The organism is Leisingera sp. ANG49 (genome assembly GCF_059694505.1).
In genome coordinates, this window is record NZ_JCATZN010000002.1 from 741,623 (window position 1) to 756,381 (window position 14,759).

Annotated in this window: 15 protein-coding genes; 10 read left to right on the forward strand and 5 right to left on the reverse strand. The window is 65.2% G+C overall.

All coding sequences use genetic code 11. The features are described 5' to 3' along the window. Positions 1-122: 122 nt before the first annotated feature. On the forward strand, positions 123-380 hold the full coding sequence (locus AC58NV_RS09940) for a hypothetical protein (protein WP_497226979.1): 258 nt from the start codon (positions 123-125) through the stop codon (positions 378-380). A gap of 77 nt (positions 381-457) precedes the next feature. Here AC58NV_RS09940 and AC58NV_RS09945 read toward each other — a convergent pair whose 3' ends face one another. The 3 genes from AC58NV_RS09945 to AC58NV_RS09955 form a co-directional block, all read right to left on the reverse strand. Continuing rightward, positions 458-1,378 (reverse strand): manganese-dependent inorganic pyrophosphatase, encoded by a 921-nt coding sequence (locus tag AC58NV_RS09945; RefSeq protein ID WP_497226980.1) that lies wholly within the window; start codon positions 1,376-1,378, stop codon positions 458-460. Between the two features lie 118 nt (positions 1,379-1,496). Continuing rightward, a complete protein-coding gene (locus AC58NV_RS09950) occupies positions 1,497-2,477 on the reverse strand; it encodes a TraB/GumN family protein (RefSeq protein ID WP_497226981.1) in 981 nt (326 codons plus the stop codon). 46 nt (positions 2,478-2,523) lie between these two features. Next, positions 2,524-3,507, reverse strand: coding sequence for a TraB/GumN family protein (locus AC58NV_RS09955; protein WP_497226982.1), 984 nt, complete (start codon positions 3,505-3,507; stop codon positions 2,524-2,526). A 150-nt stretch (positions 3,508-3,657) separates the two neighbouring features. On the opposite strand from AC58NV_RS09955, the gene AC58NV_RS09960 reads away from it, so the two are divergent. The 9 genes from AC58NV_RS09960 to AC58NV_RS10000 all read left to right on the forward strand — a co-directional run bounded on the left by AC58NV_RS09960 (position 3,658) and on the right by AC58NV_RS10000 (position 12,986). Then, positions 3,658-4,329, forward strand: coding sequence for a DUF2161 domain-containing phosphodiesterase (locus AC58NV_RS09960; protein ID WP_497226983.1), 672 nt, complete (start codon positions 3,658-3,660; stop codon positions 4,327-4,329). A 175-nt stretch (positions 4,330-4,504) separates the two neighbouring features. Beyond that, complete coding sequence (locus AC58NV_RS09965; protein ID WP_497226984.1) at positions 4,505-5,506, forward strand: isopenicillin N synthase family dioxygenase; 1,002 nt, start codon at positions 4,505-4,507, stop codon at positions 5,504-5,506. A 191-nt stretch (positions 5,507-5,697) separates the two neighbouring features. Beyond that, complete coding sequence (locus AC58NV_RS09970) at positions 5,698-5,985, forward strand: co-chaperone GroES (protein ID WP_366659158.1); 288 nt, start codon at positions 5,698-5,700, stop codon at positions 5,983-5,985. 64 nt (positions 5,986-6,049) lie between these two features. Then, the gene (groL, locus tag AC58NV_RS09975; RefSeq protein ID WP_497226985.1) at positions 6,050-7,699 is read left to right on the forward strand and encodes a chaperonin GroEL; all 1,650 of its coding nucleotides are present in this window, start codon (positions 6,050-6,052) and stop codon (positions 7,697-7,699) included. A gap of 322 nt (positions 7,700-8,021) precedes the next feature. After that, positions 8,022-9,335: an alpha/beta hydrolase gene (locus AC58NV_RS09980; RefSeq protein ID WP_497226986.1), complete on the forward strand. Its 1,314-nt coding sequence runs from the start codon at positions 8,022-8,024 to the stop codon at positions 9,333-9,335. A 63-nt stretch (positions 9,336-9,398) separates the two neighbouring features. Continuing rightward, on the forward strand, positions 9,399-10,256 hold the full coding sequence (locus tag AC58NV_RS09985) for a DMT family transporter (protein ID WP_497226987.1): 858 nt from the start codon (positions 9,399-9,401) through the stop codon (positions 10,254-10,256). Positions 10,257-10,301: 45 nt separating this feature from the next. Further along, the gene (locus tag AC58NV_RS09990) at positions 10,302-11,078 is read left to right on the forward strand and encodes an alpha/beta fold hydrolase (RefSeq protein WP_497226988.1); all 777 of its coding nucleotides are present in this window, start codon (positions 10,302-10,304) and stop codon (positions 11,076-11,078) included. Continuing rightward, complete coding sequence (locus AC58NV_RS09995) at positions 11,075-12,223, forward strand: alpha-D-ribose 1-methylphosphonate 5-triphosphate diphosphatase (protein WP_497226989.1); 1,149 nt, start codon at positions 11,075-11,077, stop codon at positions 12,221-12,223. The genes AC58NV_RS09990 and AC58NV_RS09995 overlap by 4 nt, the downstream gene beginning before the upstream one ends. 139 nt (positions 12,224-12,362) lie before the next feature. Next, entirely contained in the window at positions 12,363-12,986 is a 624-nt protein-coding gene (locus tag AC58NV_RS10000) for an RNA ligase family protein (RefSeq protein WP_497226990.1), read from the forward strand. Between the two features lie 74 nt (positions 12,987-13,060). Here the strand turns inward: AC58NV_RS10000 and AC58NV_RS10005 are convergent, their stop codons facing one another. Together AC58NV_RS10005 and purE are read right to left on the reverse strand one after the other, a co-directional pair. Beyond that, complete coding sequence (locus AC58NV_RS10005) at positions 13,061-14,137, reverse strand: 5-(carboxyamino)imidazole ribonucleotide synthase (protein ID WP_497226991.1); 1,077 nt, start codon at positions 14,135-14,137, stop codon at positions 13,061-13,063. Further along, complete coding sequence (purE, locus tag AC58NV_RS10010; protein ID WP_497226992.1) at positions 14,130-14,618, reverse strand: 5-(carboxyamino)imidazole ribonucleotide mutase; 489 nt, start codon at positions 14,616-14,618, stop codon at positions 14,130-14,132. Before purE ends, AC58NV_RS10005 begins: the two co-directional genes overlap by 8 nt. Positions 14,619-14,759: the final 141 nt, after the last annotated feature.

Sequence of the window (14,759 nt, forward strand, 5' to 3'; positions counted from 1 at the left end):
CTATGGCAGAGACCGCGGCATAAGGCCAGTGGCCGGGGAGTTCATGCCGCCGCAGGACATTTCCAATCAGCAACTGGCAGTATAGCCTGCTTGCGGAATTTCAAGTGAAGAAAAAGAGCCGGATGCAATTCATAGAACGGTCTTTCACGGGGCTGAGGTCCGCCCGCCATGTTTTCAAAAGCCGCGGGCACCCGGCACAGGTGACCCTGTTCCCGATGCTGCATATCGGCGAAGCCGGGTTCTATGACGCGGTCTACCGCGACGCGCTGGACCACGATGTTCTCTTGTTCGAGGGTGTGAAATCGCCGGTGGTGCAGCATCTGACCAGCTCTTACTGCTGGCTGCACGGCAACCGTCTGGGACTGGTGACGCAGCCCTAGCTGTCGGCCCAAAGCGCAACCGCAACGAAAAAGGCGCCCCGCGGGGCGCCTTTTGTCCGTTTGCCAGATGGCTGCGATCAGACCTTGAGGTTCGGAATGATCTGCTTCTTGCGGGACATGATGCCCGGCAGCACCACGGTGTCGCCGGCCGCATCTGCGCCGAAGGACTTGCTGGCAACGGTCTTGACCAGATCGTTCGGGACCAGCAGGGTGGCTTCCTCGTTCAAGATGTCGACCACGAACAGCAGCACCTGATCGACGCCGTCCTCAGCCGCGACGGAGGTCATCGACTCCATCAGCGACGCCTTGCGGTCCAGCACCACGCCCGGCGCGGTGGTTTCCAGAACGGAGACGCGGAACTTGGTGCCGTCGACCTCGTACTCTTTCGAGTCCATGCGGATCAGTTCCGCATCGGAGAAGGAGGAGACGTCGGATTTGGCGGCAAACATCTCCGCCGCGTAGTCGGCGATATTGATGCCCAGCTCACCCGCCAGCTTTTCGGCCACGGCCTTGTCATGGGCGGTGGTGGTGGGGGAGCGGAATTCCAGCGTGTCGGACAGGATGCAGGTCAGCGCCGCGCCCTTGACGGCTTCCGGCATCTTGGCGGCGTCGTCGCCCATCAGGTCGTGCATGATGGTGGCGGTGCAGGCCAGCGGGCGGATGGTGATGTCGATCGGGCCTTTGGTTTCCAGGCCGCCGACCAGCTTGTGGTGGTCGATGATTGCCTGCACGTCGGCGCCGTTGATGTTGGCGGGCAGCTCAGCCGGGTTGTTGGTGTCGACGATGACAACCGCCGCATCATCAGCCACGTCGGCGATGATTTCCGGCTTTTCCAGGCCCCAGCGCTGCAGCATGAAGGCGGCTTCGGTGTTCGGCTCGCCCAGCAGCTTGGGCGCGGCGGCGACGCCTTTCACCTCGTTCAGGTACCAGGCCCAGACAATGGGGGAGCCGGTGGAATCGGTGTCGGGGGACTTGTGGCCGAAAACTTGGATGGTCATGGGGCTGTCCTGTTCATGCATAAGGTCAGAAAGGCGGGATTTGCGCGCCTTATAGGGCTGGCGCGCAGGCTTGTCACCCCGCTGATGCTGCAATGCGGCGTTGTGTTCGGGACGGGGCTCAGAACGGCGCGCGTTCCAGCGTGTAGCCCGCTTGCTGCAGCAGGTTCAGCACGCCGTTTTTGCCGGGCAGGTGCAGCGCACCGGCAGCGGCCACGATGAGATCGCCCTCCGCCGCCTCGATCACCGGGATCCAGGCGCGGTTGCGGTTGTTCAGCATGGCCTCCATCGATTCCTGCCAGATCCGGCGGGTTTCCTCAGGCGGCAGCGCATCCGACTGCAGGAAGTCGCGCTCGTAAATAGTGAAATAGGTCAGCGCCTGTTCGTCGAAATAGCTTTCGATCATGGTGAAGATGGCGTCCTGTTCGCCGCCCAGCAGCGTCAGATAGGCGCGCAGCTGGCGGACCTGCTCCTCCAGCGGCTCGCTGTTGAACACCTCGAACAGGGTCATCGGGCTTTCCAGCGCCCGGGTTTCGGTGCCGGCCTCACCGGCGACCTGTTCCAGCCGCTTATCCAAGCCGTTGGTGCTCTCCGGCGAGGTGCGCAGGCAGGGCGGCACCGCCATCGAGACGGCCAGGAACCAGGGCCGCATCTTGGCGGCCATCCAGGGCGCGACGCCATTGGCGCGGGCCTTGGCGGCCAGGTCCTCCCATTCGGCAGGCGGCAGCCGGTCGATCAGGCTGGGGCCTTCGGTGATCAGGGTCAGCGACGGGTCGCGGCCGATGGCGGCCATCAACTCGGCCTCCTCGCGCTTGGTGCCTTCCAGCAGCAGAATGTCGGCCTCGGCAATCAGCGGTGTCAGCGCGGCGGTCACCGCGTCCAGCCGCGGGTCATTGATGTGCATGGTGCCGATCACATGCACGCTGCGGCTGCCGCGGCGGGCGATCCAGTGGTTGCCCTCGGCAAACGGTGTGGCCGCGACCCGGGTCTCAACGGCGGCCCGTTCGCTGGCGCTCAGCGCCAGCCGCTGGTCGGTGCCGGTGCAGGCGGCCCAGAGCGTTGCAGGCAGCAGCAGGAAAGTAAAGGCGAGAATGAAACGCATGAAGAAAAGTCCTGAAACGTGAATTGGAGGGCAGGTTTGCCGCAGCCTACCACGGGGCGCGGGCTAGGCTGAAGCCCTGTGCCTTGAGCAGGTTCAAGAGGCCGTTTTTACCCGGCAGGTGTGCGGCGCCTACTGCGATCACGAAGCGGTCCTGGCGGGCGGCCTGGATCACCTTCATCCAGCGGATGTTGCGCTGGTCCAGCAGGCGGCGGTTGTACTGGGCCCACAGGCGGGTGGTCTCGGCACGGGTGAAGCTGCTGTACTGGGCGCTGATCCAGGGCGCCAGCACGAAGGAGGTCCAGACGCTCTGGTCGAAATAGGCCTCAACCGGGGTGGCGTCCTCGGGCTTGTCGGACTGCACCAGCTGCAGTTCCAGCTCCAGCATCCGGGCCTGGTCCCGCAGCGGCATTCCGGATATGGCCGCCAGCGCCTGCTCCGGGGTTTCCAGCGCGCCTATGGGAATCCGCTTGCGGCGGGCGAAATCGGCGATCCGGTCGTCCAGCCCGCGGCGCAGGCCGAAGCCGTAGGGGCGGCAGCCGCTTTGCACCAGGAACATCGAGATCGCCCAGGGCTGCATCCGGTTCATGGTTTCCAGGCTGGCGCCGCTGACCTGGGCGGTCAGCTTGAACCGCTGCCAGGCATCGGGGGCCAGCAGGTGGCGCAGCTCGCGCCCCTGCGGCAGCAGGAAGCTGCGTGCCATCGAAGGCGGCATCCGGTCCAGCCGCTCCATGTCCTGGTCCGAGGTTTCCAGGTAGATCGCCTGCGCCGACAGCAGCGCCGGGCGCAGCTTGCGCATCACCCCGGCCATGCGGGCATCGCCGCCGTGCATGGTGCCGATCACATGAATGGTGCGGCTTCCCTTGGTGGCGACCCAGTGGTTGCCTTGGGAAAACGGGGTGGCGGCCATTTCGCGGTCCAGCTGCGCCTGGGTCTGGGGTGGCAGGTGGTCGCGGTAGTCGATGCCGCGGCAGGCGGCAAAACCGGCGGTGGCCTGCAGCATCAGCGCAAGTGCCAGTGCAATCCGTTTCATCACGCGCCCTTTCCCCGGGGTTCCTGAACTATTGGCCTGGACTTATGAGCCTAGGGCGGGGCAGGGGTGCCGGCAATGTAAAACCCTGCGTTGCCCTGTAAAACCGGGCGGCGGATTGCCAAGCCGAGCGCTTCCTGCCAGTCATGGGGCATGGAACGCGAGGATCAGCTGTATGCGCCGGTGAAGGCGCTGCTGGAGGCCCAGGGCTATGCCGTAAAGGGCGAGGTGGGCGCTGCCGATGTGGTGGCTGTGCGCGGCGCTGAGCCGCCGGTGATTGTCGAGCTGAAGCTGAAGTTTTCGCTGTCGCTGTTCCACCAGGCGATCGCGCGGCTGGCCATCACCGACCATGTCTATATCGCGGTGCCGCGGCCCGGCGGACGGCAGGCGCGGCGGATGATGAAGGACAATCTGGCGATGTGCCGGCGGCTGGGGCTGGGCCTCATCACGGTTCTGGCGGACGGGCGCGCAGAGGTGCATTGCGATCCCGGCCCCTACAGCCCCCGCAAGTCGAAGAAGAAGCAGACGCGGCTGCTGCGCGAATTTCAAACCTTGCGCGGCGACCCCAACGCGGGCGGCGCCACACGGCACGGCATTGTCACCGCCTACCGCCAGGACGCGCTGGCCTGCGCCGCGCATCTGGCCGGGGCGGGCGCCTGCAAGGGGGCGGAAGTGGCCCGCGTCACCGGCGTCGCGCGCGCAACCCAGCTGATGGCCAGGAACCACTATGGCTGGTTCGAACGGGTGGCGACCGGCATCTATCAGCTGACCGATGAAGGCCGCGCGGGGCTGGTGCATTGGGCGGAGAGCTGGGAGGGGAAGTGATGTGGCGGCTTTGTGCTGTTGCCGGCTAATGCGTTCAGTTGTGTACAGCCCATATTTTGCAGGAAATTATCGCCCCTTGAGTTAATCAGATTCATGTCAGTTGCATTTTTTCCCTGTTGAGCGCGGGGTCCTGTCAGCCGATGACTGCCCCAGCTTTGCACAAGGGGAGAGAGCAATGGCAGATCAGGACATCGACCGGCTTCAGGACCGGCTGCGGGCGCAGCGAGTCTCTTTCGACAAGATCCCGGTGATCGACATCAGCGCGCTGAACACGGGCGGCAGCCTGTTTGAGGTGGCAAAGGACATCCGCTGGGCGCTGACCAACGTCGGCTTCTTTTACGTGAAGAACCACGGGGTGCCGGAGGCGGTTGTGAACGGCGCCTTTGAGGAAACCCGGGCGTTCTTCGACTTGCCGCTGCAGGACAAGATGGACCTGCATATCTCCAAGTCGGGCCTTGCCCTGCGCGGCTATATCGAGATCTTTGGCGAGAACACCGACCCCAAGAAGACCAAGGATCTGAAAGAGTGCTTCGATACCGGGCCGGAAGGCTCTGCCGGGGACGCGCCGTTCTTCGGCCCCAACCTGTGGCCCGCGGCGCGGCCGGAATTTGAACGCGCGGTCTATTGCTATCATCAGGAGATGAAGGGCCTGGCGCAGCGGCTGATGCGGGCGATTGCGGTCAGCCTGGACCTGGAGGCGGATTTCTTTGCGCCGCGGATGCAGAACCCGATCACCATCCAGCGGCTGCTGCACTACCCGCCGCAGGAGGGCCGGATCGACGAAAGCGTGATGGGGATCGGCGCGCATACGGATTACGGCAGCCTGACCATCCTGGCGCAGGACGATGTGGGCGGCTTGCAGGTGATGAACCGCGACGGCCAGTGGGTCGAGGGGCCGCCGATTGCCGGGACATTTGTCATCAACATCGGCGACCTGATCCAGCGGCTGACCAATGACCTGTATCTGGCCAACCTGCACCGGGTGGTGAATGCCTCGGGCCGGGAACGCTATTCGATCCCGTTCTTCATCGACGCCGACGCGGACGCGGTGTTCCAGCCGCTGGACAGCTGCGTCAGTGCCGGAAACCCCGCGCGCTATGCGCCGGTCAGCTGCGGCGCGCATAAATTCGGCCGCTTCAAGGACAGCTTTCCGCACCTGAAAGACAAGGCTGCATAAGCGAAAATCCAATGCAGAACAGGGGGCGCTGCGGCGCCTTCATTTTTTTACTGATTCCGTGTTGACAACATGCGGGGGCATTCCTAGCTTCCCCTCGTTAGCACTCAGACCTGTTGAGTGATAACGGCCCCGCCGGGGAGGCGGAGGTCCAACTGATAACAACCTTTGAGCCTTTTTAAGGAGCTGCAAAGATGGCATTGAAACCGCTTCATGACCGCGTGCTGGTGCGCCGCACCGAAAGCGAAGAGAAAACCGCGGGCGGCCTGATCATCCCCGATTCCGCCAAGGAAAAGCCGAGCGAAGGCGTTGTGGTTGCATGCGGCGCAGGCGCCCGCAAGGACAGCGGCGAGCTGATCGAGATGGCCGTGTCCGCTGGCGACCGCATCATGTTCGGCAAATGGTCCGGCACCGAAGTGACCGTCGACGGTGAAGAACTGCTGATGATGAAGGAAAGCGACATCATGGGCATCATCGAGTAAGCCGTCCGGCTTCTCTGATCCCACTATCGCTGAAACACACAGAATTTCTCTAGGAGAGTGAAAAATGGCTGCTAAGGACGTCAAATTCGACACCGATGCCCGCAACCGCATGCTGAAAGGCGTCAACATTCTGGCTGACGCCGTGAAAGTGACCCTGGGCCCGAAAGGCCGCAACGTGGTTCTGGACAAATCCTTCGGCGCACCGCGCATCACCAAGGACGGCGTGTCCGTGGCGAAGGAAATCGAACTGGAAGACAAGTTCGAGAACATGGGCGCCCAGATGGTGAAGGAAGTTGCTTCCCGCACCAACGACGAAGCCGGCGACGGCACCACCACCGCAACCGTTCTGGCCCAGGCGATCGTCAAAGAAGGCCTGAAGCAGGTTGCAGCCGGCCTGAACCCGATGGACCTGAAGCGCGGCATCGACCTGGCAACCGCCAAAGTCGTGCAGGGCATCAAGGACATGGCCCGCGAAGTGAAAGACTCCGACGAGGTTGCGCAGGTTGGCACCATCTCCGCCAACGGCGAAGCTGAAATCGGCCGCCAGATCGCCGACGCGATGCAGAAAGTCGGCAACGAAGGCGTCATCACCGTCGAAGAGAACAAAGGCATGGAAACCGAGACCGACGTGGTCGAGGGCATGCAGTTCGACCGCGGCTACCTGTCGCCCTATTTCGTCACCAACCCCGACAAGATGGTCGCGGATCTGGAAGACTGCATGATCCTGCTGCACGAGAAGAAACTGTCTTCGCTGCAGCCGATGGTGCCGCTGCTGGAGCAGGTGATCCAGTCGCAGAAGCCGCTGCTGATCATTGCTGAGGACGTCGAAGGCGAAGCGCTGGCAACCCTGGTTGTCAACAAGCTGCGCGGCGGCCTGAAAATCGCAGCCGTCAAGGCGCCGGGCTTCGGCGACCGCCGCAAGGCCATGCTGCAGGACATCGCGATCCTGACCGGCGGCCAGGTGATCTCCGAGGATCTGGGCATGAAGCTCGAGTCCGTCACCATGGACATGCTGGGCACCGCCAAGAAAATCACCATCACCAAAGACGAAACCACCATCGTCGACGGCGCTGGCGAGAAGGCCGAGATCGAAGCACGTGTTGCCCAGATCCGCACCCAGATCGAAGAGACCACCTCTGACTACGACCGCGAGAAGCTGCAGGAACGCGTTGCCAAACTGGCAGGCGGCGTGGCCGTGATCCGCGTCGGCGGCATGACCGAAGTGGAAGTGAAAGAGCGCAAGGACCGTGTGGACGATGCGCTGAACGCGACCCGCGCTGCTGTGCAGGAAGGCGTGATCGTCGGCGGCGGTGTTGCCCTGGTGCAGGCCGGCAAAGGCCTGGAAGGCCTGGAAGGCGCCAACGCTGACCAGAACGCGGGCATCAACATCGTCCGCAAGGCCATCGAAGCGCCGCTGCGCCAGATCGCCGAGAACGCAGGCGTCGACGGTGCCGTGGTTGCAGGCAAGATCCGCGAATCCGCGGACAGCGCATTCGGCTACAACGCGCAGACCGGTGAATATGGCGACATGTTCTCCTTCGGCGTGATCGACCCGGCCAAGGTGACCCGCACCGCGCTGGAAGACGCGTCCTCGGTTGCTGGCCTGCTGATCACCACCGAAGCCATGGTTGCCGACAAGCCCGCCAAAGAAGGCGCGGCAGCCGGCGGCATGCCCGACATGGGCGGCATGGGCGGCATGGGCGGCATGATGTAAGCATCAGCCATCCATCCGGATGACTTTGGGGCTGCCTTCGGGCGGCCCCTTTTCGTTTTGAGGGGGGAAGAAGGCCCGCCTTGCGGGCCTGCCTGCGGCGCGGGTATTTGGGACCAGAAAGAAGCGGGAGGTTTGGGATGGTTGTTGGGCCGGATTTCAGCAGGGGTCAAAGACCGGAAGAGGCGGATGAGATTGATGCGCTTTTGCGGACAGCCTTTTGCCGCGTTCGCTGCCGCGGGCAGCTGACGTGAAGATTTCAGTGGCCGGGTATGGCGGGGCGGGCTAGCTTTTTGAGAGACGCGCAACAGGGAGGGTCCGGCAAATGGCGGTACCGGCGGGGCCGATGCTGGCCCGTCTCCTGCTTGCCCTGCTGATCGCCGGCTGTTCGGTTTCGCCGGCGGACCGGCTGGCCAAGCCGCCCAACCTGTATTCAACCGGGCTCAATTACCAGGCGGAAAAGGTGCCCGAGGCGCAGCGCACGGTGGCGCCGCGGCTGCTCTATGTCACCAACCGGTCGCAGCGGCTGAACGGGGACGGGACCGTGACCTATCTGGCGGAACGGTCGGACTCCATGGCCTTCGGGGCGGCGCAGGTTCAGTTCACAGGGGTTCAGGACTGGCCGGAACTGGTGGCGCTGACCCATGCCGATGGAAAGGGGCGGCTGCCGCGGCTGAAGGTGGCGGGTTACCGTGACGGCATCCGCTTTTCCAAGACGCCATTGCCGGCCGAGCGGCGGGAGGGCCGGGTGGTGACCGAGGCGCGGGCGGAGCGCGAATATGCCGCCTACTCGGCTGCGTTCCGGAAAGCGGTGGCGGCAGAAGTCAGGCGGGCCGGAACCGGCCGCATTCTGTTGTTCGTGCACGGTTTCAACAATGACTTCGACGATGCGCTGACCACATTGGCCAATATCTGGCACTATGCCGGGCGCCGCTCGGTGCCGATGATGTTCTCCTGGCCCGCGGGCAGTTCCGGCCTGTTCAAGTATTTCCGGGACCGGGAGGCGGGGGATTTTTCGGTGTTTCACCTGAAGGAAACACTGGACCTGCTGGCCTCGGTTCCGGAGGTGGAGGACATTGACATCGTTGCCCATTCCCGCGGCAGCGATCTGGCCACCACCGCGCTGCGCGAGCTGGTGATCCGCGAGCGGGGGCGCGGCCTGCAGCCTAAGCTTACCCTGAAAACCGGCACCCTGATCCTGGCGGCGCCCGACATTGATGTGGGCTTCGTGCGGCAGCGGCTGATGAGCGAGCGGGTCTTTGCAGCCTTCGAACAGGTCAACGTCTACATCAACCCTGAGGATCAGGCGCTGGCGCTGGCGTCGGTCCTGACTCGGGAATCGCGGTTCGGGCGGCTGGATGCCACCGATTTTGCCCCGGGCGAACTGGCGTCGCTGAAGAAGGTGGGGCTGGTGCATTTCATCCGCGTCGAGGGCGCGGCCGGGGCAGGCCACTCCTACTTCCGCGATAATCCCGGTGCGATGTCGGACATCGCGCTGGCGCTGAGGACACGGGCTTTTCCGGGCGGCACCCTGCGCCCGCTGGAACTCGACCACGAAAATATCTGGACCTTGCATCCCGACTACCCGCTGGATCGCCTGCCGGACCTGGACCTGGACTTCGTGCAGGACCGGCGCTGAGGGTCAGCGGCGGACACCGAGAAACCGCTGGTGCGGTGCCGGCTGGCGTTGTAGCTGGATTTCATGCGCCTGTTTCTTCTTGTCTCCCTCACCATGGCGGCCTTTGCCGCGAATTCCATCCTCAGCCGGCTGGCGATCGGGGACGGGCATATGGATGCGGGCAGTTTCGGGCTGCTGCGGCTGGCCTCCGGCGCGGCGATGCTGGTGGTCCTGTGCCGGGTGCAGGGGCTGGCGGTGCGGCAGGGGCTGGCAGCGAGCCTGAAGGGCGGTGCGGCGCTGACGCTTTATATTGCCGGGTTTTCGCTGGCTTATCAGCAGCTTGATGCGGGCCTTGGCGCGCTGGTGCTGTTCGGGGTGGTGCAGGTGTCGATGTTCCTGTGGGGCGCGGTGCGGGGCACGCCGGTCGGCGCGGGCCAGGTGGCGGGCGCAGTGCTGGCGTTTCTGGGGCTGGCCTATGTGGTCTGGCCCGACGGCTCCGGCACGGCGCCCTTGGGCGCGTCGCTCTTGATGGCGGCGGCGGGCCTGGGCTGGGGGATCTACAGCATCCTGGGCCGCGGTGCGGCGCAGCCGCTGGCGGCGACGGCGGTGAATTTCCTGTGGTCGACAGCAATGTTCCTGCCGGTTGCGCTGTGGCTGGGCGGCAGCACGGTCAGCGCTTACGGCGCGTCTCTGGCGGTGCTGTCGGGCGCGGTCACCTCCGGCATGGGCTATGCGCTGTGGTACCGGCTGCTGCCGCAGATCCTGCCCGCGGTGGCGGCCACGGTGCAGCTGAGCGTGCCGGTGATTGCGATCCTTGCGGGTGCGGCATTGCTGGGCGAAAGCATCGGTCTGCGGCTGGTCTTCGGCAGCGCCGCGGTGCTGGGCGGCATTGCGCTGGTGGTGCGGCTGGCGCCCGGGCGCAAGGTCGAGGCCGCCAAGTAGACGCGGGGGCTTCCCTGTGCTGCCGCTTGCGCTTATCTGGGCGTCATGCGTGATCTATTGAAACCCCTGCTTGCCGCCGCTGCGGCGCTGCTGCCGCTGCCTGCGGCGGCCGATTGCGTGATCCTGCTGCACGGGCTGGCGCGCTCTGAAACCTCCTTTGCGGTGATTGAGGAGGTCTTGCAGTCGCGCGGATACAGCGTGGTGCGGCCCGGCTATGCCTCGACCGAGGAGACCATCCAGGTGCTGGCGGAGCACACGCTTCCGGAAGCCTTTGCGGCCTGCGGCGGGCAGAAGACGCATGTGGTCAGCCACTCGATGGGCGGCATCCTGCTGCGGTACTGGCTGCAGGATAACCACCCGCAAAACCTGGGCCGGGTGGTGATGATGGGGCCGCCCAACCAGGGCAGCGAGCTGGTGGATGAGCTGGGAGACTGGGAGGTCTTCGGCCTCTTGAACGGTCCCGCCGGCCTGCAGCTAGGCACCGGGGCGGAGAGCCTGCCGCGGCGCCTGCCGCCGGTGAAGTTCGAATTGGGGGTGATTGCCGGGAATGAGACGCTGAACCCGGTGTTCTCCTCGCTGATCCCCGGAGCGGACGACGGCAAGGTCTCGGTCGAGAGCACCAAGGTTGAGGGCATGGCCGCGCATCTGACGCTGCCGGTCACCCACACCTACATGATGAACAACCCGCAGGTGATGGCGCAGACGCTGCATTTCCTGGAGGAGGGGCGGTTTGAGCCCTCGCTGACCTGGCTGGCGGCGGTGGAAGAGATTATCGGCGAGGCCTGCCAGCTGAATGGCGGCTGTGAAGAGGCAGAGGAATGACTTTAGAACTGACCTTGCAGGGCGGCGATGTGCTGCGCCCCGGCGGGCTGGAGCGCGGCGGCGAGTTGGCCTTTGCGGACGGGCTGGTGGCGGAGGCGCCCGCCGGGCGGGTTGTGGACCTGACCGGCTATCTGGTGCTGCCGGGGATCGTGGACGCCCATGGCGACGGGTTCGAGCGCCACCTGGCGCCGCGCCGCGGGGCGATGAAGCAGATGGTGGAGGGGGTCGTGGCCGCCGAGGCGGAACTGGCGGCCAACGGCATCACCACCGCGGTGCTGGCACAGTTCTATTCCTGGGAAGGCGGCCTGCGCGGGCCGGAGTTTGCGGCGCAGGTGTTCGAGGCGGTCAAGGCGGTGCGCGGCTCGGTCGTGACCGATCTGCTGCCGCAGCTGCGGTTCGAGGTCCACATGCTGGAGGATTACGCCGGGCTGGCCGCAAAGGTGGCCGAGTGGCAGGTGCCCTATGTGGTGTTCAACGACCACTTGCCGCATGAGCGGCTGGCGGCGGGCAAGAAACCGCCGCGGCTGACCGGCCAGGCGCTGAAGGCGGGGCGCAACCCGGAGGTCCACTGGCAGATGCTGAAGGACATGCACGCGCGCCGGGATGAGGTGCCGGGCGGGCTGGATGCGCTCTGTGCGGAACTGGCGGCGCTGGACGTGCGGCTGGGCAGCCATGACGATCAGACCGCAGAGGACCGCGCCGTCTGGCGCGAGCGCGGCGCCCGGATTGCCGAGTTCCCCGAGACGCTGGAGGCGGCGGAGGCGGCGCGGGCGGCGGGCGATCCGGTGATCCTCGGCTCGCCCAACGTGGTGCGGGGCGGCTCGCACAAGGGCAATGCCTCCGCCGTCGAGCTGATCGCGATGGGGCTGTGCGATGCGCTGGCCTCGGACTACCACTATCCCAGCCCGCGGCGTGCGGCGCTGATGCTGGAACGCTCCGGCCTGCTGGATCTGGCGGGGGCGTGGCGGCTGGTGGCGGAGGGGCCTGCGCAGTTGCTGGGCCTCACCGACCTCGGCACACTGGAGGCCGGCAAGCGGGCTGATATTCTGGTGCTGGACAAACAGACTCAGCGGGTTGCGGCGACAATCGCCGGTGGGCAGGTCAGCTATATGTCCGGCGGGGTTGCGTCCCGGTTCCTGGGGTAGCTGCGCCGCGCATCAGGCCAAAAGGCCCTCTTTGCGGCGCTTGAAACCGGCGGGGCCGGTTTCACCCTGCCGCCTTGTCGCGGAGGCGAAGCACGGATAGGTTGCGGGATAACGATTTCACCAACTGCTAGTTACCTATATGACGCGAAAATACGGCCGCACATTTCATCTGCCGCAATCCCCCGGCGCCACCAATGACGACAAGATATTGCAGAGCTCTGCTGCGCTGATGGCGGAGGCGCAGGTGGTGATTACCGAAAAGATGGATGGCGAGAACACCACGATCCATTCCGGCGGCTGCCATCCGCGCAGTCCCGATGCGCGGTATCATCCGTCGCGGGATTGGATGAAGGCCTTTTCTGCAGGCATCTCTCCGGTCCTGGCGGAGGGAGAGAGGATTGTTGGTGAGTATCTCTATGCCCGCCATGCCATCAACTATTCCGCGCTGCCCAGTTACTTCCTGGGGTTTGCCTGGATCGTTGATGGCGTGATCCAGGCCTGGGAGGAGACGCTGGCCCGGTTTGGTGAATTGGGGATTGTCAGCGTGCCGGTGCTGTACAAGGGCCCGCCGTCAGAACAGGTGATAGGGGAGGCCATCTCTGCACTGGATTTGGCGGCACAGGAAGGGTTTGTGATCCGTGCTGCCAGAGGGTTTGGCGAGGCGGAAATGCAGACGCTGCTGGCAAAGTACGTCCGGGCGGATCACGTGCAGACAGAGGTGCATTGGATGAACGCGGAGACCATAAAAAACGGCCTCGCCTGAAGCCGCCTGCTTCTTCTGGCCGGAAATATCCCGGGGGTCTGGGGGCAGCGCCCCCAGCCTTGGCGGCCTGGTCCCTAGGCCTGCGGTTTCACCACCCGGTTCACATGGCCCATTTTGCGGCCCGGCTTGGCCTCTGCCTTGCCATAGAGGTGAATGGCGCAGTCCGCCTCTTTCGCCAGTTCAGGCAAGCGGTCCACGTCATCGCCGATCAGGTTTTCCATCACCACGTCGGAGTGGCGCTGGCCGTCGCCCAGCGGCCAGCCCGCGACCGCGCGGATGTGCTGTTCGAACTGATCCACGGTGCAGCCGTTCTGTGTCCAGTGGCCGGAGTTGTGGACGCGCGGGGCGATCTCGTTGACGATCAGGCCTGCGGGCGTGACGAACAGCTCGACGCCGAGGACGCCGACATATTCGAGCGCGTTCAGGATCTTGCCTGCCATCAGCACCGCGTCCATGCGCTGGCCGGTGCTGAGTTTCGCCGGCACGGTGGTGGTGTGCAGGATGCCGTCGCGGTGGACGTTCTCGCCGGGATCGAAACAGGCGATCTCGCCGGTGGTGCCGCGGGCGGCGATGACGGAGACTTCGTGGCTGAAATTGACGAAGCCTTCGAGGATCGAGGGGGCGCCGGCCATGGACGCGAGCGCCTCGCCTGCGTCTTCCGGTGCCTTGATGCGGGCCTGGCCCTTGCCGTCATAGCCGAAGCGGCGGGTTTTCAGGATCGACGGCGCGCCGATCTCCGCCAGCGCCGCGTCGAGGCTGGCCTGGTCGGTGATGTCGGCAAAAGGCGCGGTCTGGAGGCCGAGGTCCTGCAGGAAGGTCTTTTCCGTCAGCCGGTCCTGGCTGATGCGCAGCGCCTCGCGGCCCGGACGGATCGGTTTTTGCGATTCCAGCAGGTCCAGCGCGGAGGTCGGGATGTTTTCGAACTCATAGGTGATCACATCGACGGAGGCGGCGAAGGCAGCCAGCGCCTCGGCGTCCTCGTAGCCTGCGGTGGTCACGCGGTCGGCGACATGGCCTGCGGGCGGGTTGGCGCCGGGCTCAAAGATGTGGGTCTTGAAGCCGAGGCGGGAGGCTGCCACCGAGAGCATCCGGCCGAGCTGGCCGCCGCCGAGAATGCCGATGGTGGAACCGGGGGCGAGCACGTCAGTCATCGGAGGGTTCCTCGGGGATGGATGCGGAGAGGGCGTCGCGCCAGTCGTCCAGCCGCTGGGCGAGGTCTGCGTCCTGCAGCGCCAGGATGCCTGCGGCCATCAGGCCTGCGTTTGCGGCACCGGCGGACCCGATCGCCATGGTGGCGACCGGAAAACCCTTGGGCATCTGCACGATGGAATAAAGCGAGTCGACGCCCGACAGGGCGCGGGTCTGGACCGGCACGCCCACAACAGGAACGCGGGTCTTGGAGGCGACCATGCCGGGCAGGTGAGCGGCGCCCCCCGCGCCTGCGATGATCACCTGCAGGCCGCGGTCTGCTGCGGATTTGCCGTAGCTCCACAGCCGGTCCGGGGTGCGGTGGGCGGAGACGATTTTCGCCTCGTATTCAACGCCCAGTTCATCGAGGATATTGGCGGCTTCCTTCATGGTCGGCCAGTCGGATTGGCTGCCCATGATGATGCCCACTTTGATGTCGGCCATGGCTGGTGGCTCCTGTCGCGGCTTGTGGAGCGCGCACTATAGGGAATGTTGGGTTTTGCGCAATCCGGCTTGGGCGGGAAAACCGCGGGATTTGCGTGGATTCAGGGGCTTTGGCGCTATGCCGCAGGGGCGGCTCCCGCC